At 68.9% G+C, this 21838-nt stretch carries 18 protein-coding genes, 1 pseudogene and 1 riboswitch; of the genes and pseudogenes, 13 read left to right on the forward strand and 6 right to left on the reverse strand.

Going from position 1 to position 21838, the window contains the following annotated elements; genetic code table 11:
• A pseudogene (gene sucB / locus EKO23_RS15890) lies at positions 1 to 1696 on the forward strand (2-oxoglutarate dehydrogenase, E2 component, dihydrolipoamide succinyltransferase); the annotation flags it as partial.
• A gap of 104 nt (positions 1697 to 1800) precedes the next feature.
• On the opposite strand, the gene EKO23_RS15895 reads toward sucB, so the two are convergent.
• Complete coding sequence (locus EKO23_RS15895; protein WP_217702654.1) at positions 1801 to 2823, reverse strand: ribonucleotide-diphosphate reductase subunit beta; 1023 nt, start codon at positions 2821 to 2823, stop codon at positions 1801 to 1803.
• Complete coding sequence (locus EKO23_RS15900) at positions 2820 to 5294, reverse strand: ribonucleoside-diphosphate reductase subunit alpha (protein ID WP_134719038.1); 2475 nt, start codon at positions 5292 to 5294, stop codon at positions 2820 to 2822. Before EKO23_RS15900 ends, EKO23_RS15895 begins: the two co-directional genes overlap by 4 nt.
• A 128-nt stretch (positions 5295 to 5422) precedes the next feature.
• A riboswitch (cobalamin riboswitch) is annotated at positions 5423 to 5661 on the reverse strand.
• 92 nt (positions 5662 to 5753) lie between these two features.
• On the opposite strand from EKO23_RS15900, the gene EKO23_RS15905 reads away from it, so the two are divergent.
• On the forward strand, positions 5754 to 6647 hold the full coding sequence (locus EKO23_RS15905) for a TIGR01777 family oxidoreductase (RefSeq protein ID WP_134719040.1): 894 nt from the start codon (positions 5754 to 5756) through the stop codon (positions 6645 to 6647).
• A gap of 2 nt (positions 6648 to 6649) precedes the next feature.
• Here EKO23_RS15905 and EKO23_RS15910 read toward each other — a convergent pair whose 3' ends face one another.
• Positions 6650 to 7168 (reverse strand): hypothetical protein, encoded by a 519-nt coding sequence (locus EKO23_RS15910; protein WP_134719042.1) that lies wholly within the window; start codon positions 7166 to 7168, stop codon positions 6650 to 6652.
• Positions 7169 to 7237: 69 nt separating this feature from the next.
• On the opposite strand from EKO23_RS15910, the gene lipB reads away from it, so the two are divergent.
• From lipB to EKO23_RS15935, 5 genes are all read left to right on the forward strand, one after another.
• On the forward strand, positions 7238 to 7957 hold the full coding sequence (gene lipB / locus EKO23_RS15915) for a lipoyl(octanoyl) transferase LipB (RefSeq protein WP_217702655.1): 720 nt from the start codon (positions 7238 to 7240) through the stop codon (positions 7955 to 7957).
• Between the two features lie 94 nt (positions 7958 to 8051).
• Positions 8052 to 8996 (forward strand): ABC transporter ATP-binding protein, encoded by a 945-nt coding sequence (locus tag EKO23_RS15920; RefSeq protein WP_217702656.1) that lies wholly within the window; start codon positions 8052 to 8054, stop codon positions 8994 to 8996.
• Positions 8993 to 9979: an ABC transporter permease subunit gene (locus tag EKO23_RS15925; RefSeq protein ID WP_134719046.1), complete on the forward strand. Its 987-nt coding sequence runs from the start codon at positions 8993 to 8995 to the stop codon at positions 9977 to 9979. The genes EKO23_RS15920 and EKO23_RS15925 overlap by 4 nt, the downstream gene beginning before the upstream one ends.
• Positions 9980 to 10021: 42 nt before the next feature.
• Complete coding sequence (gene lipA, locus EKO23_RS15930; protein ID WP_134719048.1) at positions 10022 to 10954, forward strand: lipoyl synthase; 933 nt, start codon at positions 10022 to 10024, stop codon at positions 10952 to 10954.
• A gap of 17 nt (positions 10955 to 10971) precedes the next feature.
• On the forward strand, positions 10972 to 11670 hold the full coding sequence (locus tag EKO23_RS15935; protein WP_134719050.1) for a DUF4191 domain-containing protein: 699 nt from the start codon (positions 10972 to 10974) through the stop codon (positions 11668 to 11670).
• A gap of 37 nt (positions 11671 to 11707) precedes the next feature.
• Here EKO23_RS15935 and EKO23_RS15940 read toward each other — a convergent pair whose 3' ends face one another.
• The 3 genes from EKO23_RS15940 to EKO23_RS15950 all read right to left on the reverse strand — a co-directional run bounded on the left by EKO23_RS15940 (position 11708) and on the right by EKO23_RS15950 (position 13547).
• Positions 11708 to 12136 (reverse strand): hypothetical protein, encoded by a 429-nt coding sequence (locus EKO23_RS15940; protein ID WP_134719052.1) that lies wholly within the window; start codon positions 12134 to 12136, stop codon positions 11708 to 11710.
• A gap of 149 nt (positions 12137 to 12285) precedes the next feature.
• Entirely contained in the window at positions 12286 to 13110 is an 825-nt protein-coding gene (locus EKO23_RS15945; RefSeq protein ID WP_134719054.1) for an SCO4651 family lipoprotein, read from the reverse strand.
• Between the two features lie 38 nt (positions 13111 to 13148).
• Positions 13149 to 13547 carry an RDD family protein gene (locus EKO23_RS15950; protein WP_134719056.1) on the reverse strand — a complete coding sequence of 133 codons (399 nt, stop codon included), beginning with the start codon at positions 13545 to 13547 and terminating at the stop codon, positions 13149 to 13151.
• Positions 13548 to 13747: 200 nt separating this feature from the next.
• Between EKO23_RS15950 and glnA the strand changes: the two genes are divergently transcribed.
• The 6 genes from glnA to EKO23_RS15980 all read left to right on the forward strand — a co-directional run bounded on the left by glnA (position 13748) and on the right by EKO23_RS15980 (position 21836).
• Positions 13748 to 15166, forward strand: coding sequence for a type I glutamate--ammonia ligase (gene glnA / locus EKO23_RS15955; protein WP_134719058.1), 1419 nt, complete (start codon positions 13748 to 13750; stop codon positions 15164 to 15166).
• Between the two features lie 303 nt (positions 15167 to 15469).
• Positions 15470 to 16471 (forward strand): hypothetical protein, encoded by a 1002-nt coding sequence (locus EKO23_RS15960; protein WP_134719060.1) that lies wholly within the window; start codon positions 15470 to 15472, stop codon positions 16469 to 16471.
• A gap of 166 nt (positions 16472 to 16637) precedes the next feature.
• The gene (locus tag EKO23_RS15965; protein WP_134719062.1) at positions 16638 to 17750 is read left to right on the forward strand and encodes a hypothetical protein; all 1113 of its coding nucleotides are present in this window, start codon (positions 16638 to 16640) and stop codon (positions 17748 to 17750) included.
• A gap of 163 nt (positions 17751 to 17913) precedes the next feature.
• Entirely contained in the window at positions 17914 to 18288 is a 375-nt protein-coding gene (locus EKO23_RS15970) for a hypothetical protein (protein ID WP_134719064.1), read from the forward strand.
• Between the two features lie 114 nt (positions 18289 to 18402).
• A complete protein-coding gene (locus tag EKO23_RS15975) occupies positions 18403 to 19854 on the forward strand; it encodes an ATP-binding protein (RefSeq protein ID WP_134719066.1) in 1452 nt (483 codons plus the stop codon).
• Positions 19851 to 21836: a Druantia anti-phage system protein DruA gene (locus EKO23_RS15980; protein ID WP_134719068.1), complete on the forward strand. Its 1986-nt coding sequence runs from the start codon at positions 19851 to 19853 to the stop codon at positions 21834 to 21836. Before EKO23_RS15975 ends, EKO23_RS15980 begins: the two co-directional genes overlap by 4 nt.
• Positions 21837 to 21838: the final 2 nt, after the last annotated feature.

The following is a 21838-nucleotide window of genomic DNA, read 5'->3' on the forward strand; positions in this document are numbered from 1 at the left end:
CCACCGACAAGGTCGACACCGAGATCCCCTCGCCGGTCGCGGGCACCCTGCTCGAGATCAAGGCCAACGAGGACGACACCGTCGAGGTCGGCGCCGTGCTGGCCCTGCTCGGCGACGCCGGCGAGTCGGCCGGCTCCGACGGCGGGTCCGGCGACCAGGAGGCGGCTGCGGAGGAGGCTCCCGCCGAGGAGCCGCAGCAGGAGCAGGCCGAGGCCCCCCAGCAGGAGGAGGAGGCCCCCGCTGCGGAGCAGCCGGCGGCCCAGGAGTCGTCGCAGCAGTCGTCGGGTGGGTCCGGGGGCGGCAGCGGTACGCCGGTCACGCTCCCGGCGCTCGGCGAGTCGGTCACCGAGGGCACCGTCACCCGCTGGCTCAAGCAGGTCGGTGACGAGGTCGCCGTCGACGAGCCGCTGCTCGAGGTCTCCACCGACAAGGTCGACACCGAGATCCCCTCCCCCNCCCCGTAGCCGGCACCCTGCTCGAGGTGAAGGTGGCCGAGGACGAGACCGTCGAGGTCGGCGCGGAGCTCGCGATCATCGGCTCCGGCGACGCGGCCCCCGCCCAGCAGGAGCAGCAGGCCGAGCCCGAGCCCCAGCAGGCCGAGCCCGAGCCGGAGCCCGCCCCGCAGCAGGAGGCCCCGAAGGAGGAGCCGGCCCCGGCTCCCGCCCCGGCCGCGCAGGAAAGCGCGCCGGCCGCGCAGGAGAGCGCGCCGGCCCCGGCACCGGCGGCTCCCGCCGCCCCGGCCGCGTCGTCGTCGGCCGGTGGGTCGAGCGACGGCGAAGCGGCGTACGTCACGCCCCTGGTCCGCAAGCTGGCGGCCCAGCACGAGGTCGACCTGGCCACCGTGTCCGGCACCGGCGTCGGCGGACGGATCCGCAAGCAGGACGTCCTCGAGGCCGCCAGGGCGAAGGGGGCCCCGGCACCGGCGGCTCCCGCAGCGCCGGCCGCCGCACCCGCGGCGAGCGCTCCGGCCGCGTCCCCGTCACCACTGCGCGGCACCACGGAGAAGGTCAGCCGGCTGCGCAAGGTGATCGCCACGCGCATGGTGGAGTCGCTGCACACCGCGGCCCAGCTCACCCAGGTGATGGAGGTCGACGTCACCAACATCGCGCGTCAGCGCGAGGCGGCCAAGGCCGACTTCCTGGCCCGCGAGGGCGTCAAGCTGACCTACCTGCCGTTCTTTGCCAAGGCGGCGATCGACGCCCTCAAGCAGCACCCGAAGCTCAACGCCAACCTCGACAGCGAGGCTGGCGAGATCACCTACTTCGACCGCGAGAACATCGCGTTCGCGGTGGACACCGAGCGTGGCCTGCTGACCCCGGTGGTCAAGGACGCCGGCGACCTCTCCATCGCCGGGCTGGCGAAGAAGATCGCTGACATCGCCGACCGCACCCGCAGCAACAAGATCACGCCCGACGACCTCACCGGCGGCACCTTCACGATCACCAACCTGGGCAGCTTCGGGGCCCTGTTCGACACCCCGATCATCAACCAGCCCCAGGTCGCCATCCTCGGCCCCGGCGCGGTGGTGAAGCGGCCGGTCGTGATCGACGACCCGAACCTCGGCGAGACGATCGCGGTGCGCTACATGGTCTACCTCTCGCTCACCTACGACCACCGCCTCGTCGACGGCGCCGACGCCGGCCGCTTCCTGCGCGAGGTCAAGCAGCGCCTCGAGGCCGGCTCGTTCGAGGTCTGAGACGACGACGTACGACGGCCCGGGACCGCTGCTGGTCCCGGGCCGTCGTTGCGTGTCCGTGGTGGTTTCGAGACGGTCTCTGCGCGACCTCCTCAAATCCGACGTCAGAAGTCGTCGTCGAACGACACCGCGCCGGTCACGCCCACCTGGTAGGCCGAGACCCGTCGCTCGAAGAAGTTCGACAGCTCCTGCACGTCCTGCAGCTCCATGAACGCCAGCGGGTTCTGCGAACCGTAGATCGGCTCCAGCCCCAGACGCAGCATCCGCCGGTCGGCGACGTGCTCGAGGTAGGCGCGCATGTCGGCGGTGGTCAGCCCGGCGACCCCCCTCCCGAGCAGGTCCTCGGCGAACTGCGCCTCGGCGTCGACGCCCTCGACCAGCATCTGCCGGATCTCGGCGGCCAGGTCGTCGTCGAACAGGTCGGGCTCCTCCTCGCGGACCGTGTCGACCACGTCGAACGCGAACGCCATGTGCATCGACTCGTCGCGGAACACCCAGTTGGTGCCGGAGGCCAGCCCGTTGAGCAGGCCGCGTGAGCGGAGGAAGTAGACGTAGGCGAACGCCCCGTAGAAGAACAGCCCTTCGATCACCGCGGCGAAGCAGATCAGGTTGAGCAGGAACGCCCGCCGGTGCTCCCGGGTCTCGAGCCGGTCGAGGTCGAAGACCGAGTCGATCCACCGGAAGCAGAAGTCGGCCTTGTGCTTGATCGACGGGATGTTGTCGACCGCCGCGAACGCCTCGTTCCGCTCCTTCTCGTCGGGGACGTAGGTGTCGAGCAGGGTCAGGTAGAACTGCACGTGCACGGCCTCCTCGAACAGCTGTCGCGAGAGGTAGAGCCGGCCCTCGGGCGAGTTCACGTGCTGGTAGAGGTTGAGCACCAGGTTGTTCGCCACGATCGTGTCGCCGGTCGCGAAGAAGGCCACCAGCCGCGACACCAGGTGCCGCTCGGCCTCGGTCAGCTTCGCGAGGTCCGCCAGGTCGGAGTGCAGGTCCACCTCCTCCACGGTCCAGGTGTTCTTGATGGCGTCGCGGTAGCGCTCGTAGAAGTGCGGGTAGCGCATCGGGCGGAGGGTCAGCTCCATCCCGGGGTCGAGCAGCATCCTGGTGCGATTCGGGGTGGTGGTCACTGGCAGGCCTCGCAGCTCTCGGGGTTCTCCAGCGAGCAGGCCAGGGCAGCCTGCTCGTCGGTGGTGGACGGGGTGGTGGTGTCGAGACGGCCCCGGCGGGCCTCCTCAACCACCGGCACGACCGAGACGGTCGCCTGCTGGATCCGGGTGGCCGGGCGGGAACGCAGGTAGTAGGTCGTCTTCAGCCCGGACTTCCAGGCATGGAGGTACATCGACGACAGCTTCCCGATCGACGGACCGGCGATGAACAGGTTGAGCGACTGGCTCTGGTCGACGTACGGCGACCGCGCCGCTGCCATGTCCACCAGCGCCCGCTGCGGCAGCTCCCAGGCGGTCCGGAAGAGGGTCCGCACCTCCTCGGGCAGCGCCGCGACGCCCTGGACCGAGCCCTCGGCGCGCTTGATCTCCTCGCGCACCTCTTGCGTCCACAGCCCGCGTGCCTTGAGCTCCCGCACCAGCGCGTTGTTCACCTGGAGGAACTCCCCGGACAGGGTCTCCCGCTTGAACAGGTTGGAGACCTGCGGCTCGATGCACTCGTAGCAGCCCGCGATCGAGGCGATCGTCGCGGTGGGCGCGATCGCGACCAGCAGCGCGTTGCGCAGACCGTGCTCGGCCACACGCGCGCGCAGCGCCGCCCAGCGCTCGGTCTGGGTCGGCTCGATCCCCCACAGGTCCGGCTGGAGGAAGCCCCGCGCCGCCCGGGTCTCGTCGTACGACGGGTGCGGGCCGTGGCGCTCGGCGAGCGCGCACGACACCTCGAGCGCGGTCAGGTAGATCTCCTCCGAGATCCGGGTGGACAGCTCCCGCGCCTCCGGGGAGTCGAACGGGAGCCCGAGCGCGAAGAACACGTCCTGCAGCCCCATCAACCCGAGTCCCACCGGGCGCCAGCGGGGGTTGGAGGCCGCCGCCTGCTCGCTCGGGTAGTAGTTGACGTCGATCACCCGGTCGAGGAACGGCACCGCGGTGCGCACGGTGGCCCGGAGCTTCTCCCAGTCGATCGTCAGGTGGGTTCGAGACAGGCGCTGCGCGCCTTCCTCGACCACCGGTTGGTCGTCCGTGGTGAGGTGCTGGGCGAGGTTCACCGAGCCGAGGTTGCAGACCGCGGTCTCGTCGTTGGAGGAGACCTCGATGATCTCGGTGCAGAGGTTCGACAGGTGCACCACCGGCCCGCCCGGGCGGTCCGAGGTCTGGTTGCAGGTGCGGTTGGCGGCGTCCTTGAAGGTCATCCACCCGTTCCCGGTCTGCGCCAGGGTGCGCATCATCTTCCCGTAGAGGTCGCGTGCCTTGACCTGCCGCACGTAGCGCCCGTCGGCCTCGGCCCGGCGGTACGCCTCGTCGAACGCCTCGCCCCACAGGTCGGGCAGCTCCGGGGCCTGGTCGGGGTCGACGAGCGACCACGTGCCGTCCGCCTCGACCCGGCGCATGAACTCGTCGGGGACCCAGTTGGCGAGGTTGAGGTTGTGCGTGCGGCGGGCGTCCTCACCCGTGTTGTCGCGGAGCTCGAGGAACTCCTCGACGTCGGGGTGCCACGGCTCGAGGTAGACGCAGGCCGCACCCTTGCGCCGGCCTCCCTGGTTGACCGCGGCGACCGACGAGTCGAGCGTGCGCAGGAACGGCACGATCCCGTTGGACTGGCCGTTGGTGCCGCGGATCAGGGCACCGCGTGAACGGACCCGCGAGAACCCGATCCCGATGCCGCCGGCGAACTTCGACAGCCTGGCCACCTGCCGGTAGCGGTCGTAGATCGAGTCGAGGTCGTCGCGCGGGCTGTCCACCAGGTAGCACGACGACATCTGGGTGTGCCGGGTGCCGGAGTTGAACAGCGTGGGGCTGCTCGGAAGGTAGGCCAGCGACGACATCAGCCCGTAGAACCCGATCGCCTCCCCCGGTGTCCGGGCCAGGCCGCAGGCGACCCGGAGCAGGAAGTACTGCGGGGTCTCCACGACCAGCCGGGTGGTCGGGTGCCGCAGCAGGTAACGGTCGTAGACGGTGCGCAGCCCGAAGTACTCGAACCGCCGGTCGCCGTCGGGGTCGACCGCGAAGTCGAGCTTGCGGGCGTTGTCCTTGACGAACGCCGCGGTCTCGTCGCCGATGAGCCCCTCGGCGTGGCCGAGCGCGATCGCCTGGCTGAACGAGGCGACGCCCTGGTTGCGCACCTCCTTGTCGACGTACGCCGCGAGCAGCCGCGCTGCGAGCCGGGAGTAGGCCGGCTCCTCGCCGATCATCTCGGCCGCGGTGCGGATCGAGAGCCGGTCGAGCTCGGCGGTCGTCGCGCCGTCGTACAGGCCGCTGATGGTGCGGGTGGCGACTCGCAGCGGGTCGACCGCGTCGAGGTCGGTGGCGACCCGCTCGACGGCCCGGACGATCTTGTTGACGTCGACGGGCTCGGTGTCGCCGTTGCGCTTGCGCACCTGCATGGTCGGGCGGGCAGGCGTCGCAGGGTCGGGTGGTGCTGTCGGGGTGACCGTCATGTCTCTCTCCTCGCGAGTCCGGTCGGGGACCGGTCCTCCGACGCGAGGAGGAGTCGACGGTGCAGGGCCGCGCACGGCGGGTCCTGGGAGCCGTCGGCCGTCCCTCGCGGCGTCGGACCACCACACCCGGCGGGTGCGGTGCGCTGGCAGGTCTTCGGACTGGCGGGCGCGCCTCCCGGCACCCGGACGGGTGCCGCTCGACCCCTACTGGCCGTCGCTTCCCAGACCGCCCTGTCGGGCTGCGTCCAGTGCTTCGTGACGGCGGTCGTTCCCACTCACCGCTGCGGGGCAGTCCCGGAGTCTCACCGGGTTCCCTCTTGCCTCGGACCGCGCGGACGCGACCCGAACCAGCTGCGCGACCAGCATATGTAGGGGTGGCCCGCAGGTCCGGCACCAGATGTTGTGTCGGCGTGTCGGCATGGACCGCCGTGACCAGGACCGCCGTGACAGAGTGGCCCCATGCAGGTCGTCATCGCCGGCGCCTCCGGCTTCCTCGGCAGCCACCTCACCGACGCGCTCTCCGGGCGCGGGCACGACGTGACCCCGCTGGTACGGCGCGAGGCGCAGGCCGGCGAGTCGCAGTGGGACCCCTATGCGGGCGAGGTCGACCGGGCGGTCATCGAGGAGGCCGACGTGGTCGTCAACGTCGCGGGCACCCGATTGCTTGGCAACCCGCACTCGACGAAGTACCGGCGCACCCTGCACGACAGCCGCGTCGTCACCACCCGGGTGCTCGCCGACGCCGTGGCCGCAAGTGCCGCCCCTCCCGCGTTCATCGCGCAGAACGCGAGCGCGTGGTACGGCGACCACGGCGACCAAGTGCTCACCGAGGAGAGCGACTCCCGCGGCGACGCCTTCATGACCCAGGTGGCCAGGGACTGGCAAGACGCGACCACCCCCGCCACAGAGGCCGGGGCGCGCGTCTGCGTTCTCCGCACGGTGCCCGTGGTCCACCCGGAGTCCCTCACCTTGAAGGTGCTGACGCCGGCGTTCCGCCTCGGACTCGGGGCTCGGCTCGGCGACGGGCGCCACTACTTCCCCGTCATCTCGCTGCAGGACTGGGTGAATGCCACCATCCTCCTTCTCGAGCACGCGACGGCCGCGGGCCCGTTCAACCTGACCAGTCCCGATCCGTGCACCAACCGTGAGTTCACCGACGCCTTCGCCGACGCAGTCGGGCGCCGGGCCAGGCTCGCGGTCCCCGCGCCGCTGCTCAGGATCGGAGCGGGCAAGCTCGCCCCGGAGACCCTCGGGTCCTTCCGTCTTGTGCCGGCCGCCCTGGAGGCGCTCGGGTACCAGTTCCAGGACCGGGACGTCCGGGAGATCATGGGCCGCACCATCGCCCGGGCCTGAGGTCACACCACCCGGGCCACCACCCACCTCCCTTCGTGCCGCACCAGCGTGACCGTGCGCTCCCCCGGCCGGTCGGCCGGCAGCCGGGCCCGCACGCCGCCGGCACGGACAGCCACCGCGCCCACCATCCGGTCGGTCACCCGGAGCACCATCCGCCCGGGACCGCGCGCGACCACCCGCCGGTCGAGCACCTGGGTGCGCAGCCCCTCGACCCGCAGCCCGCGACGCAGCCAGGCCCGCAGCACCGCCACGTCAGCCTCCCCGGCCCCGCTCCCGGGCAGGTAGAGCGAGCGCAGCGCCGGCACGTCGCCCCTGGAGTACGCCGCGGCCCGGCGCCGGTCCCACCCGGCCAGGACCGAGGCCTCGGCGCCGACCGGCTCCGCGACGACCGGCGACCCGGGAGCCCCGCCGGCCGGCCGGTCCGGGGAGGCGACCTGCCACCACGTGCCGGCGACGACCGCGAGCAGGCCGGCGACCAGCAGCAGTGCCGGAGCCACGTCGCGTGCGTCCCGAGATGCCATGCCCCCACTGTGCGCTCCCCCGCCGACAGCCGCACCCGGCTCTCCACAGGCCGCGGGTAGGGTGGCTCTGTGCCCCTCGACTTCCGCATCGCCGGCCTCGGTGACGACGCCGTCGACTACCTCGCCGCGTGGGACCTCCAGCGCGAGGTGCACGCCTCGGTGGTCGACGGAGCCGGCGACACCGTGCTGCTGCTCGAGCACCCGCCGGTGTTCACCGCCGGCAAGCGCACCGACCCGCACGAGCGCCCCGTCGACCCCGGCGGCGCGCCGGTCATCGACGTCGACCGCGGCGGCAAGATCACCTTCCACGGCCCCGGTCAGCTGGTCGGCTACCCGATCGTCCGGCTGCCCGACCACGTCAAGGTCGTCGACTACGTGCGCCGCATCGAGGAGGCGCTGATCGCCGTCTGCGCGGACTTCGGCGTCACCACCGCACGGGTCCCGGGTCGTAGCGGGGTATGGCTGCGCGCCGACGAGCGCGGTCCCGAGCGCAAGATCGCGGCCATCGGCCTGCGAGTCAGCCGTGGTGTCACCATGCACGGCTTCGCGCTCAACTGCGACGTCGACCTCGGCTGGTACGACCGGTTCGTGCCCTGCGGCATCGCCGACGCCGGCGTCACCTCGCTGACCACCGAGCTCGGCCACGACGTCCCCGTCGCCGAGGTGCTCCCGTCGGTCGAGAAGCACCTCACCGAGCTGCTGGCCTGGCGCGCCTACGACGCCACGCCCGACTACGAGCCGAGGCCTGAGCCGCCGCGGATCCCGCTGGTCACCCCCACCGCCGTCTGACCCTCCGGCGCGCCGTACGGCGGCCCTCGCAGGTGCCTGCGACCATCGTCGGATGCAGCGGACTGGGCCGCGGCACCGGAGCCCGGGGGGTCACGTGAGCGAGCTGGTCATCGAGACACGGGGACTGAACAAGACCTTCCACACCCGCTCCGGCGCGGTCCGCGTCGCGGTGCGGGACCTCGACCTCGCGGTGCCCGCCGGCGGGGTGCACGGCTTCCTCGGGCCCAACGGCTCCGGCAAGACCACCACCATCCGCATGCTGCTCGGGCTCTCGCGCCCGACCGGCGGCTCGATGCGGCTCTTCGGGCAGGACGTGCCACAGCGCCTGCCGGAGGTGATGCCGTGGATCGGTGCGGTGGTGGAGTCCCCGAAGTTCTCCCCCAACTTCACCGGCCGGCAGAACCTCCTGCTGCTGGCCCGCGCGATCGGCGAGCAGGACAGCCGGGTCGACGAGGCGCTCGCACTGGTGTCACTGACCGGTCGCGACCGGGACCGCTACCGCGCCTACTCGCTTGGCATGAAGCAGCGGCTCGCGATCGCGGCCACCCTGCTGAAGCAGCCCCGGCTGCTGATCCTCGACGAGCCCACCAACGGCCTCGACCCGGCCGGCATCCGCGAGATCCGCGAGACCATCCGCAACCTCGGCGAGCGGGGCGTGACCGTCCTGCTGAGCTCGCACATCCTGGCCGAGGTCCAGCAGGTCTGCGACTCCGCGACGATCATCGGCCACGGCCGGATGCTGGCCAGCGGTCGTGTCGACGACCTCATCGGCACCAGCACCACCTACCGCGTCGGCGTGCCCGACCCCGACACCGCGGCGCGGCTGCTGGTCGGCGGCGGGCACACCGTCCGGGCGGAGGAACGAGGCCTCCTGGTCGACACCCAGGCATCACCGGGCGAGATCACCAGGACGCTCGCGGACGGCGGCGTCTACCTGACCGAGCTCTCCCCCGTCCGTGCCGACCTCGAGTCGGTGTTCCTCCAGCTCACCGAGCAGGCGACGCTCGGACACGGCACCGACGAGGGGGCGTTGCGATGAGGCTCGTCGGTGTGGAGCTCACCCGGCTGCGCTGGCGCCGGGCGGTGACGATCCTGCTGGCCGGCTGCGTGCTCGTCCCGGCCCTGGTCTGGTACAGCCTGGTCTGGGACACCCGGCCGGTCACCGCGGAGGAGATCAGGCAGGCCAAGGAGGTCGTCGCCCAGAACCGGCAGGACAACCAGCAGATGATCGACGAGTGCGTCGCACGACCCGAGGAGTACGGCGTGCCGACGACCGGCGACGTGGAGGGGGCGTGCGAGCAGACGTTCGGGTTCGGCGACGAGCAGTACGAGTGGTACCTCACCCGTCAGCCGCTGGACGTCGGCGACCAGCGGAAGGGCTCCGGCCTCGGCGTGATCACGATCCTGGCCGCATTCCTGATGCTGGTCGGCACCACGTTCGCCGGCCACGACTGGAACAGCGGGTCGCTGAGCAACCAGCTCCTGTTCGAGCCCCGGAGGCTGCGCGTGTGGGGCGCGAAGGCAGTCGCCGTCGGCGCGGTCTCGCTGGTGGTCAGCCTGGTCGTGCTGACCGCCTGGTGGGCGGCACTCTGGCTGGTCGCGGAGCAGCGCGACGTGCAGGCGAGCGCCCACACGTGGGAGCTGATCCGGAACTCGGCGCTGCGCGGCTCGCTGGTGGTCACGCTGGCGGCGGTCGCCGGCTACGCGCTGACGATGTTCTTCCGCAGCACCGTCGCCACCCTCGGCGTGATGTTCGCGGTGGCCGTGGTCGGCCAGATAGCGGCGGTGGCGGTGTTCGGCGAAGGAGTGATCCGCTGGCTGATCCCGACCAACGTGGCGGCGGTGGTCTTCAACGGCTTCGACTACTACAGTCCCGACCACTTCTGCACGAACGCCGACATCGGTCCGAACGGCTGCATGGAGCACCTCGGCCTCGGTGCCGGGACGACGTACCTCGCGGTCCTGGTCGCCCTCGTCGTGGGCCTGTCCGTGTGGTCGTTCCGGCGCCGCGACGTCCCCTGATGGCGAATTGGGTGGTCCCGGGCCCCGGCGTAGAGTGACCGGGTGACCCAGGCCCCCACCGCACCCGACGGCCGCAAGCTGCTGCGGCTGGAAGTCCGCAACGCCGAGACGCCGATCGAGCGCAAGCCGGAATGGATCAAGACCCGGGCCAGGATGGGCCCGGAGTACACCGAGCTCCAGAACCTCGTGAAGTCCGAGGGCCTGCACACGGTGTGCCAGGAGGCGGGCTGCCCCAACATCTTCGAGTGCTGGGAGGACCGCGAGGCGACGTTCCTCATCGGCGGCTACCAGTGCACCCGTCGCTGCGACTTCTGCCAGATCGACACCGGCAAGCCGCAGCCGCTGGACCGGGACGAGCCGCGCCGGGTGGCGGAGTCCGTGCAGAAGATGCAGCTGCGCTACGCCACCATCACCGGCGTCGCCCGTGACGACCTGCCCGACGGCGGCGCGTGGCTGTACGCCGAGACGGTGCGCGCGATCCACGAGCTCAACCCCGACACCGGCGTCGAGAACCTCATCCCCGACTTCAACGGCAAGCCCGACCTCCTCCAGGAGGTCTTCGAGTCCCGTCCCGAGGTGCTCGCGCACAACGTCGAGACCGTGCCGCGGATCTTCAAGCGGATCCGACCGGCGTTCCGCTACGACCGCTCGCTGGACGTGCTCACCCAGGCCCGGGCGTTCGGGCTGGTCACCAAGTCCAACCTGATCCTCGGCATGGGAGAGACCCGTGACGAGGTCTCGCAGGCACTGCGCGACCTGCACGAGGCCGGCTGCGAGCTGGTCACCATCACCCAGTACCTCCGCCCGTCGGTTCGCCACCACCCGGTCGAGCGGTGGGTCAAGCCCGAGGAGTTCGTCGAGCTCGCGGACGAGGCGACGGAGATCGGTTTCGCCGGTGTCATGTCCGGACCGCTGGTCCGTTCGTCGTACCGAGCCGGTCGCCTGTACCGTCAGGCCCTGGAGAACCGTTCCTGACCGAGAAGGCACCACGCATGTCGACCCCCGACGCGCCGGAGAAGCTCAAGCGGCGCCAGCAGATCGCCCAGACCTACAAGATGGCCAAGAAGTCCGATCCCCGGATCGGGCTCTGGATCCTCCTCGCGTTCCTCGTGGGCGCCGTGGTCGGCTTCGCCCTGTTCTTCTTCCTGCCCGGCCCCAACCTGTTCTGGGGCATCCTGGGCGGGATCCTGCTCGGGTTCCTGGCCGCCACCATCGTCTTCGGCCGCCGCGCCCAGCGGGCGGCCTACACCCAGATGGAGGGGCAGCGGGGTTCCGCCGCGGCCGCGCTCAACATGCTGCGCCGCGGCTGGAAGGTCGAGCCCGCGGTCGGCTTCACCAAGCAGCAGGACGTCGTGCACCGCGTGGTCGGTCCGCCCGGCATCGTGCTGGTCGGCGAGGGCTCCCCGAGCCGGATCAAGCAGCTGCTGGCCACCGAGAGGCGCAAGCACGAACGGGTCGCCGCCGAGACCCCGATCCACGAGGTCGTCTGCGGCAACGGCGAGGGCGAGGTCCCGCTGCCGAAGCTGGTCAAGCACGTGCAGAAGCTGGGTCGCAGCATCAAGCCAGCCGAGATGACCGACCTGCTCTACCGCCTCAAGGCGCTGGACGCGAACCGCTCCAGCATCCCGCTGCCCAAGGGCCCGGTGCCCACCAGCATGAAGGGCCACCGGGGCAACCTGCGCGGCCGCTGAGCCGCGCAGGCCGCCCCTCGGCGGTCCGACGGACCGCTCAGGCGTCGCAGTCGTAGGCCGACGCGCCGGCGATCCAGGTCGAGACCATCTCGTCGGCCAGGGTCGACCCGGCGCCGAAGTACTCCAGGCCCTTGCCGTTGGCGCCGTTCGGGTTCATCTTGCCCTCGTCCTTCGGGTCGCCGATCGTCTTCGACTCCTTGATCTTGATCCCGACGGGCATGCCCGCGTCACGCAGGGCGGCGTACCCGGCGTCGGCGGCCCCGGCGCACTCCGCCTGGTAGTCGGCGATCAGCGCGGCGCCGTCCTGCGCCGAGACGACGAACCAGTTCGCCGACGCGGGGCCGTTGAGCGAGTACATCGGGATGTAGCAGTGGTGCGCCTGGGCGGTCGTGGTGCCCAGGACGATCGCTGCGGACGCGCCGGCGGCCAGGGTCATGGTGCGACGTGCGTTGCGGCTGAAGGACATCGGTGGTCTCCCCGTGGTCGAGGTCCGGCTCGTCCGGACCAAGACGCACCAGTCCACGACCGAGCCCCGATCAGCACATGACCCGTCTGGACCATTTCGCACCCCAGACGTGGCGAGTGGTCCTCTCCGTGGCGTGCGGCGACCCGGGCTCAGCTCCCCGGCATCTTCTGGACCTGCGACTTCGGCGGCGCCTCGATCGTCACCGGCTCGTCGTAGTTGCTCATCTTCACCGTCACGGAGCCCTGGTCCTCGAGGTCGACCTTCATCTGGACCGGCCGGTCCTGGCTGTCGAGCCACAGGTCGTAGGTGAGCTGGTCGGGCAGCTTGCCGGCGTCGGCGCCCAGGTCGCCGGCGACGGAGGCGGTGTCGGCGGTGACGACGTAGTGCGTCGCGCTCTGGCCGTCGACCTCCTCCTCACCGACCTCGGAGACCGAGTCGATGCTCTTGGTGAACGACTCGATCGTGGTGCGGGGGTCGAAGCTCTCCATGGAGCCGAAGCTGCCGGCCAGCGGGCTGTTGGGGTCGTCGAGCGCGACCTCGAGGTACTTGCCGCCCTGCCCGGGCATCTGCATGTACATCACGCGGTCGACCATGATCACGTTCACGGTGCCGCCGCCGAACGACGCACCGGACATCTCCATCGACATCGCCGGGTCGTCGCCGGAGTAGTCGACGTCGCCGGTGGCCTCCATGGTGGCGCCGCTGCCCTCGATCGACATCTCCATGCTGGCGCTCTTCAGGCCGTCGTACGCCGCAGCCAGGCGCTGACCGAACTCCTGCGGGTCGATCTCGTCCCCTGCGGGCTGGGTGTCAGGGGTCTCGGTGGCCCCGGCGTCACCGCGGTCGGGTGCCCCCTGGCTCGCGGGGGCGCCGGAGGCGGAGTCCTTGTCGTCGCCGCAGGCACTCACCCCCAGCAGGACCAGGGGTACGACGACCCCGGCGGCAAGCGCGCGGGAGAGCAGACGGCGACGCATGGGAGCTCCTCGGGTTTACTCTCGGGTGAACGGCCAATCTAGCCCCGGCCGCTGAGCCGGGACAGGTCCTCCAGCGTGGTGGTGGCGGTCCCGGCTGCCATGTCGTGCAGTCCGCGCCCGTCGGGGCGGAACACGAGTGGCGGGATCACCAGGCACACCATCACGGCTCGCAGCAGCGAGCGCAACAGGTTGGGCGGCCGGTTGGAGCCGTCGACCCGGATCACTCGCAGGCGGGTGGCGAGCTTGCCGAACGAGCCGCCCGAGAGAGCGGTGAGGACCGTGGCCTCCACCACGAACACGCCCATCGTGTAGAAGCCGGAGTAGCGGTCGTCGGACCAGCCGGCGGGACCGGTCACGACCAGCACGACCAGCGTGCAGGCGAACCAGTCGACGACGAGGGCGAGGACCCGGCGGGCCCAGGACGCGGTGGGAGGCACCCGCCGACCCTAGCCCGGCGCCGTACGGGATCGGCCGGGGGCATCTGTTACATCCGCGAAACAAACCGGATACGGTCAAGAAACTGCCCCTGACTACGTTGCAAGCGTCCGATGCAGCGTCGCATCGGCTGCTCGGACTGCACAGATACCTGGCACACACCCCGGCCGCGGCGAGACCACGCCGCCGCCAAGGAGGACGAATGTTCGCAAACAGCGACGAGCTGCTGAAGTACATCAAGGACGAGGGCGTCGAGATGGTCGACGTCCGCTTCTGCGACCTTCCCGGCGTCATGCAGCACTTCACGGTCCCGGTGTCGTCGTTCGACCAGTCGGTCTTCGACGACGGCCTGAACTTCGACGGCTCCTCGATCCGTGGCTTCCAGGCGATCCACGAGTCGGACATGTCGCTGTTCCCGGATCCCACCACGGCCTACATCGACCCGTTCCGCACCGCGAAGACCCTGGTCGTCAACTTCTTCATCCACGACCCGCTCACCGGTGAGGCCTACTCCCGCGACCCGCGCAACATCGCGCGCAAGGCGATGGCCTACCTCGCGTCCACCGGCATCGGCGACAAGGCGTACTTCGCTCCCGAGGCGGAGTTCTACGTCTTCGACTCGGTCCGCTTCGAGACCAAGACCAACGCGGGCTTCTACCACATCGACTCCGAGGCGGGCGCGTGGAACAGCGGCTCCGAGGAGAACAACCGCGGCTACAAGGTGAAGTACAAGGGTGGCTACTTCCCGGTGGCGCCGTACGACCACTTCGGTGAGCTCCGCGACGAGATGGTGATCGAGCTCGAGCGGTCCGGCCTCCAGGTCGAGCGTGCCCACCACGAGGTCGGCACCGCCGGCCAGGCGGAGATCAACTACAAGTTCGACGAGCTGCTCAAGGCCGCCGACGACGTGATGAAGTTCAAGTACATCGTCAAGAACGTCGCCTGGCGCAACGACAAGACCGCGACCTTCATGCCCAAGCCGATCTTCGGCGACAACGGCTCCGGCATGCACTGCCACCAGTCCATCTGGAACGACGGCGAGCCGCTGTTCTACGACGAGACCGGGTACGGCGGCCTGTCCGACACCGCGCGCTACTACATCGGCGGCATCCTCAAGCACGCCCCGTCGCTGCTGGCGTTCACCAACCCGACCGTGAACTCCTACCACCGGCTGGTGCCGGGCTTCGAGGCCCCGATCTCGCTGGTCTACAGCCAGCGCAACCGCTCGGCCTGCGTCCGCATCCCGATCACCGGCGCGAACCCGAAGGCCAAGCGCATCGAGTTCCGCTGCCCCGACCCGTCGGCCAACCCGTACCTCGCGTTCTCCGCACTGCTGCTGGCCGGCCTCGACGGCATCAAGAACAAGATCGAGCCGCCGGCCCCGATCGACAAGGACATCTACGAGCTCCCGCCGGACGAGATGGCCGAGATCGACCAGGTCCCGACCAGCCTCAACCAGGTGCTCGACTCCCTCGAGGGCGACCACGACTTCCTCACCGAGGGCAACGTGTTCACCCCCGACCTGATCGAGACCTGGATCGACTACAAGCGCTCCAACGAGATCCTGCCGGTGCAGCAGCGTCCGCACCCGCACGAGTTCGAGCTCTACTACGACATCTAATCAGCGGGGGCTTCGGCCCCGCTTAGGGTGCCTAAAAACGGCCCGTGACCTGCGGAAACGTCTTCCAACGTCTTCCAGCGTCAGGGGTCGTTTTTCGTTCGTCTGCGGCCCCAGTGCGGCCCAAGCTGCCCAAGCACTGCCATACGGGCGGGGGGTAATACATTGCTTGACGCTCTTCGCACGGACGGCCAGCGCGGCGCACAGTGGAGATCCATCCAAGTTTCTGAACGAAGTCGTCGAACATGACGCCAGCCGAGCGACAGCTTGCACGCGAAGGGTGACGACGGCCGCGAGAATGGCAGGGTGGGTGCAGCGGAGAGAGCCCTAGAAACCGAGTCGCAGCAGGTCTTGGCGCGACTCCTCGGTGGACGCGTGGAGCCGCGAGATGTTCCGCCGGCGCAGGGTCAGCGGGACTTCGACCTCGTGGACGACCAGGGCTCGGTCCTCACCGCTGTCGAGGTGACCTCCGTCCAACTTCCACTGGCACGTGCCACACGGGCACAGATGGAGCGGATTCGCCATCAGGACGTCGGGCTGCAGACGTCATGGATGGTCGCCATCCATGAGGAGGCCGATCTCGCAGCCTCGCTGGCCCAGGTTGTGTCGCTCCTCAACAAACTCGAGTCGCACGGCATCTCGGCCTTCGGGGCGCCTTTCGAAGCCGTCACCGGCCGAGCCGTGGACGCGGTCGACGAGCTCAGACGTCTGCGGATCGCCCAGGGCCGGGCGATGCCCGACTCGGTGCCGCCCCGCCTTTTCCCCAGCGGTTACGGCAGCGGCTCGATCGATCCGGCGAACCTCACCGCGGCGGTGGAGGCTGAGATCGAGAAGCCCGACAATAGGAGAAAGCTGGGCGAGGCCCCGACGGGCGCTGAACGCCACATGTTCGTGTGGCTCCACGACTCGCATTGGTATGTCTCAAGTCTCCTCCGAGATGGTTGGGGGCTACCGCCAGCGCCGGCCCTTCCATCCGAGGTCGACGTGGTTTGGATCGGGGTCGCGGACGGCAACCCACAGACTTGTTCGGCACTGCTGAGAGTCGACTCGAATGGCATCCAGGCCATCGATCCGATGACTGGCTCCCCCAGAACGATGTCGACCAACTCTCCGGCAACGGGGCCTCCGGAGGCCGCACCCCACTGCCCCGTGTGCGGGACGCCTGGCGTCTGGATGAGGACCGATCGGACGCGACACGACCCCTCCACCGGTCATTCAACAGCCATCCAGGCGTGGGAAGCCCGCTGTCCTGCGGACACCCATCATTGGTGGATGCCAGGACGACCCCTCACCAAGCGCGAACTCTGACCGCTGGGAAACCACAGGGACATTGAGCAGGTTTGTCGCCGACACGCGGGAACAGCGGGCCGGCCCAGCGCGCGCGGAGGTCGAGCCAGGTGCGGAGGACGCAGATCGGATCAGTCACCTCATGGAGTCGCGCCCACGGCCGGCTCGGTAAGGCACGATTTGGATCATGGCGACCGACGGCCCCAAGCACACCGGGAAGACAAGCCCTGCGGAGGAGCTTCTGGAGTTCTACGACGAGGTCGACGCCACCCTCAACACATACACGCAGATGGCGCGCATGCGTCCGATCGACACGACGTCGGCGGCGGCTTTCGCCAATTGGCTTCGTCCCTTCACCGACGAAGGGGAGCACTGGTCGTACTTGACATACCGATCGAAGACTGGGGTGCTGCGGGCGATCACGATGCCCACTACGGACATCGGCCCGAGCACGAAGGTGCTCTTCCCATTTGTTGAGGTTCACCAGACGATGTCCGTCTGGTGGCTGACGGCCGCCTGGCGGTCGAGGCAACTGCTGGTAACCGCTGATTGGACCCTCAACCAGGACCTGATTGTGCCTGCCGCCGCCTGCGCCCGGGGCCTCGCGGAGACGGCCGCGCAACTGCACGCCGACGCCGTCAAGGTGGCGGCCGGCTGGGACGCGCTGAAACTCGCCATGACGGGCGAGGAGGGCGCCGGCTTCGATGAGCGCAATGCGCTGCTCGGGATCCTGACTGACGCGACCATGGGCGGCAAGTTCGACGAGAAGGCGCCGGCACTGCAGGAGACGTTCGGGCGCATCAAGCGGTCGAACGTTCTCACGGCCGTAGACAAGCTCTCAGGGGCGTTCGGCTCGTCGTGGCAGGAGGACTACCAGTGGCTCTGCAACGTCGTGCACCCGTCAGTCGGCAACTACCTGAGCTTCGCCTCGCCGTTCATGGGACACGAGTCGGGAACGCACATCGTCGGCTGGTTCTCCGGCGGTTCGCTAGCGGTGGTGTCGGGCGACATGACCAAACGGCAGGAGGCAGTCTCGACCGCGATCCAGAGGACGATCGATCGGTCCGCAAAGGTCCTCCTAGCCGCCGGCGACGACGCGCTGAGAGTGCTCGACGACGTGGCGCTCAGCACGAGGGCCGCCGAAATCGCCGCCTTTGACTACTGGCGAGCAGTCCGAGTCCGCGACAGGCAGGCACCCTGCCCGTGCCGGTCCGGCCAGCGGGCCTACCGCTGCCTCCACATCCTCGGGCAGGCCGGTCCGCGAGTCCGGCCCGTCACGGCCGCCGCGTCGTCAGACTAGGGCGGAGCACCTGAGCACCTAGCATCGCTCCGGCCTCGCTCCCGTACGCGAATCCAGAGGCCACCGTGGCCAGATTGCGAGGATTCACAGTGCGACTCGCGCCGAGAACTGCCAACCACCGCTTGCCGCGCGCCGCGGCCCTGGTGTCATGGATGATGTGCCCATGGCAGACACTCAGCGGACCGACGACCTTCTCAGCGTGCTGAACCGGCTCGTCGGTGAGTCCGTCGCTCAACTTCAGGTTCTCGGGATCAACAGCCTGAAGTCCGTCACACCGTCTCCATCAGACTTGGTTGGGTCGGAGATCACCAGCGTTGGAGCGGCCGACCGCGTAGTGACTGTTGCCATGGGAACGTTTGCAGCGACGGTCGATCTTCAACGAACTGGCCGACTGGCCTGGCTCGACAAAGCCGAACCCGCCCAAATTGGACGTCCCTCCCTACCTACGATCCGACTGCTCCTCCGATCGGGCGCCGGCCTCGACTTCATTGAACCGGCGAAGACGAAGCGGATCGCGGTCACACTCCGTGCCGTTTGACCTCTACAGGAGCGGATGCGCCCGCCGTGCCCACACTCTCGAGTTTGAGGGTGCGCCGCCACCGCGCGACGAGCTACTCTTGCAGAGGTCAATCACTGCGAGAGGAGGCCGAAGATGACTGCCCACGCCCACGGCCAAGACGGCCTGATCGTTCCCTCCAACTTCATTCGGGCTGTGCGGGAATCTGGCTACTTGAGCATCTCGACAGCGCTCGCCGAACTGGTGGATAACTCCGTGCAGGCGGAAGCGAGCGAGATCGCGATCACGATCAGCCGTCCGGCCTCGGATGCCTTGCCTGAGATCACCGTGCTGGACAATGGCGTCGGCATGACGAAGCCGCAGCTTGAACAGTGTCTGCGGTTTGGCGGATCCTCTAGGTTCGAGGCCCGCCACTCCTTCGGCCGCTTCGGCATGGGCCTCCCGGCCGCCAGCCTCGGTCAGGCTCGACGCGTCGAGGTCACGGCGTGGCGGAACGCCGGCTTTGAGCAGACGGTGGCCCTCGACGTCGACGAAATCGCGGCAGGCACGGCCCCGGCGCTTGCTGCGCGACGGGGAGGTCGAGGCGTCGGCCCGTCCGGCTGTCGTGTTCGGTGGGTCGAGTGTGACCGGATCGAGTACCGACGCCTGGCGTGGTTGGAGCGAGCGCTGCACCGCGACCTCGGCCGTATGTATCGCCGGTTCCTCACGCAGGGGCTTTCGATCACGATCAACGAGTCCAAGGTCCAGGCAGTCGATCCGACGCTGATGACCACCAAGATTGAAGGCGCGTCGGCCAAGCCGGCGTTCGACGACCTCCACTACGAGTTGGAAACCGCCAGCGGTGACACGGCAGTGGTCACCGTGCGATTCGTGATGCTGCCCGTTCACAGTTGGCACAGTCTGGACAACGTGACCAAGAGACGCATCGGCGTCATCGGTGGCGGCGGAGTGTCGATCCTGCGGGCTGGGCGGGAGATCGCTACTGGCTGGCACCTCATGGGCGGCAAGCGCCGCGAGAACTACGACGACTGGTGGCGTTGCGAGATCGAGTTCGATCCCCGGCTGGACGAGCACTTCGGCATCACGATCAACAAGCAGGGCATCAGGCCGTCCGCAACCCTCCGTGAAGCGCTTGAACCGGAACTTGAGTCGATCGCCAGGCTTCTCAACGTGCGCGTCCGCCAGGCCTTCGAGGACGTGAAGTTCCAGGCAGCGGCTGAGAGGTCATGCAAGATCGCGGCGGCTGCCGATCCGGATCTTCCAGTCATTGCGTCGCGCGGACGCAGCGGCGCTATCAAGTACCGCATCGGGTCGGACGCCCTGCCGATCAACGCGATGTTCAGATCGAAGCTGGCACAGCGGACGCTCGACCTCACCCTGAACGCAGACCATCCTGCGTTTGCGGCCCTCTACCAGCCGCTGCAGACCATCGAGGGAGACGTCGCTGCCGAGCTCCGGACATCGATCGAACTCTTCCTGCTCTCCTTTGCCAGGAGCGCGGCGCAACTAGAACGGGACGGACACCGCATCGACGACCTGCTGGACGCATGGAGCGCGACATACGGACGGATGCTTCAGAAGTCATGACCGACGACGCCAAATACATCCCTCTGGCATTGCCCGCGGGCGGCTCGACCAGCGAGCGCAAGGGCTTCCTCCGCCTCTGCACGCTGCTCGCGCGCGCACAGTTCGATCCGGAAATGCCTCTCGATCACGAGTTCTGGATTACAGCGGCTGAACTCGGAGACCTCTACAACAAGCCCCGCCTAGCTGCAGCCGTCCACACCTTGATCGACCTCATTGACCAGGGCTGGGCGGTCCAGGTGGACAAGTTGGGTCCCCTCCTGAGCCCACCCGACTCGCACCATGATCGCGAGACCGAGAAGGCTCGCATCCGGCGCCAGGAGCACTTGCGGCGTGATGCCCAGCTACGCCAGCCGAGCGTCCGCCGATTCGTCTCGAACATGGAGCGGTCACATCAGCACGGTGATCGCCTGGTGTCGATCTTCAACCTGATGCGCGATGGTCGCGAGCTGGCAGATGCACTCGAAGCCGCGACTGAGGACGACCAGGTGATCCAGCCCTACGTGCAGATCGTGGATAGCACTGTCACCTGCGAACTCACCGGCTTCAACCTGCACGACATCTGGCGCTACTTCAGGCACACCTGGGCCAACGCCTACTCGACGGTCCCTGGCCGATCGATGCCCATCCTGATCCGTGACGCGGCGACCGAGTTCCACGCCGTGATTGGGCTCGCCGCGATCTCTAGTCCTGTCGTGCAGATTGCCGAGAGGGACACCTGGATGGGCTGGGACACCAAGCAGTTCGTTGCAGACATCGGTGCAGCGCCGACCGACAAGATCGCCCGCTGGCTTGCGCGCCGCATCAAGACGCAGCGGAGCGAGATTTACGTCGATGACCTACTCCGCGACGGCCTCCTGCAGCCGAACGACTTGAAGCAGCCCACGCAAGAGGTCGTAGCCCGTCTCCGAGCAGACGCCGAACGGCACCGGGCCAAACACCACCGCGGTGGGCCGATCCGCGAGGTACGCAACATCGCGACGGACGCGTGGATCGAGCGCGCCGAGACACACCTGTTCCGCTCGAAGCGAGCCGCCCTCCTCGCCGAGACGCTGGAGATCCAGAACCTGCTCGGAACCTACCTGGGTACGAGGCCGACGGCTGCCGGACTTCGGAAGGCGCTGGCGGACCCCAAGGCGAAGACCCAGATTGGTCGCATTGCTCGACGCGCGCGAGGCGAGCGAGTCGGCACGGTCATCGCCGACCTCACGGTGTGCGGTGCCATCGCCCCTTACAACTCGCTGGCAGCAGGCAAGCTCGTCGGCGCACTTGCTGTATCCCCCACCGTCATGGCGGCGTACCGCGCCAAATACGCACGACCCAGCGAGATCGCCTCCGCGATGGCGGGCCGACCAATCACCCGCGAGGCGAGGTTGTCCTTTGTCGGAACGACCTCGCTCTATGGCACCGGATCGAGCCAGTACAATCGGCTCTACTGGCCAGCGTCAGCCATGGGCGGCGATGACCAGCAACGCATGGGCTTTCATCAGTTGGGTCGCTCCAAATCGTTCGGCACATCGCACTTCTCGGACGTGACGGTCGAGGCCCTCCTCCGGCTGTCGGAGCACACCGGCGGACGCATCCGCGTTAACAGTCTGTTTGGTGAGGGCGTCAGCCCACGACTCCGGAAAGTGCGGCTGGGACTGGCCGCGCTCGGATGGCCATCAAACGAACTGCTGAAGCATGGACGCGAACGGATCCTTTACGGCGTGCCTCTCGTGAAGAACCTCCGGGACTACTCATTGGGCATCGATTCGGAGCCGGACTACCTGCTCGATCCAGTGCCAACGGACCCCGGCTCGTCGGTGGCAGCGTGGTGGATGCAGCGATGGGCCCGAAACCGAGCGTCGCAAGAGCATGTGCTGGCCTCGATGCGTGAGCACCGGCTAGTGCGACCCGTGAGACACGGCGCTCGAGTTCCGCTCCCCAGCGAGGACGAAGCTCTGCCGGTTGACTCCTCGCTGCCACCTGCACACGAGGCCTAGAG

The organism is Nocardioides guangzhouensis (genome assembly GCF_004519545.1).
Taxonomy (GTDB): domain Bacteria; phylum Actinomycetota; class Actinomycetes; order Propionibacteriales; family Nocardioidaceae; genus Nocardioides; species Nocardioides guangzhouensis.

Excerpts from the sequence above, each read along its gene's own strand:
- EKO23_RS15910 (WP_134719042.1), bottom strand. The coding sequence starts at position 7,168 with ATGGCATCTCGGGACGCACGCGACGTGGCTCCGGCACTGCTGCTGGTC.
- EKO23_RS15945 (WP_134719054.1), bottom strand. The coding sequence starts at position 13,110 with ATGCGTCGCCGTCTGCTCTCCCGCGCGCTTGCCGCCGGGGTCGTCGTA.
- EKO23_RS15935 (WP_134719050.1), top strand. The coding sequence starts at position 10,972 with ATGTCGACCCCCGACGCGCCGGAGAAGCTCAAGCGGCGCCAGCAGATC.
- EKO23_RS15940 (WP_134719052.1), bottom strand. The coding sequence starts at position 12,136 with ATGTCCTTCAGCCGCAACGCACGTCGCACCATGACCCTGGCCGCCGGC.
- EKO23_RS15965 (WP_134719062.1), top strand. The coding sequence starts at position 16,638 with ATGGCGACCGACGGCCCCAAGCACACCGGGAAGACAAGCCCTGCGGAG.
- EKO23_RS15900 (WP_134719038.1), bottom strand. The coding sequence starts at position 5,294 with ATGACGGTCACCCCGACAGCACCACCCGACCCTGCGACGCCTGCCCGC.
- EKO23_RS15975 (WP_134719066.1), top strand. The coding sequence starts at position 18,403 with ATGACTGCCCACGCCCACGGCCAAGACGGCCTGATCGTTCCCTCCAAC.
- EKO23_RS15980 (WP_134719068.1), top strand. The coding sequence starts at position 19,851 with ATGACCGACGACGCCAAATACATCCCTCTGGCATTGCCCGCGGGCGGC.
- EKO23_RS15970 (WP_134719064.1), top strand. The coding sequence starts at position 17,914 with ATGGCAGACACTCAGCGGACCGACGACCTTCTCAGCGTGCTGAACCGG.
- glnA (WP_134719058.1), top strand. The coding sequence starts at position 13,748 with ATGTTCGCAAACAGCGACGAGCTGCTGAAGTACATCAAGGACGAGGGC.
- EKO23_RS15925 (WP_134719046.1), top strand. The coding sequence starts at position 8,993 with ATGAGGCTCGTCGGTGTGGAGCTCACCCGGCTGCGCTGGCGCCGGGCG.
- EKO23_RS15905 (WP_134719040.1), top strand. The coding sequence starts at position 5,754 with ATGCAGGTCGTCATCGCCGGCGCCTCCGGCTTCCTCGGCAGCCACCTC.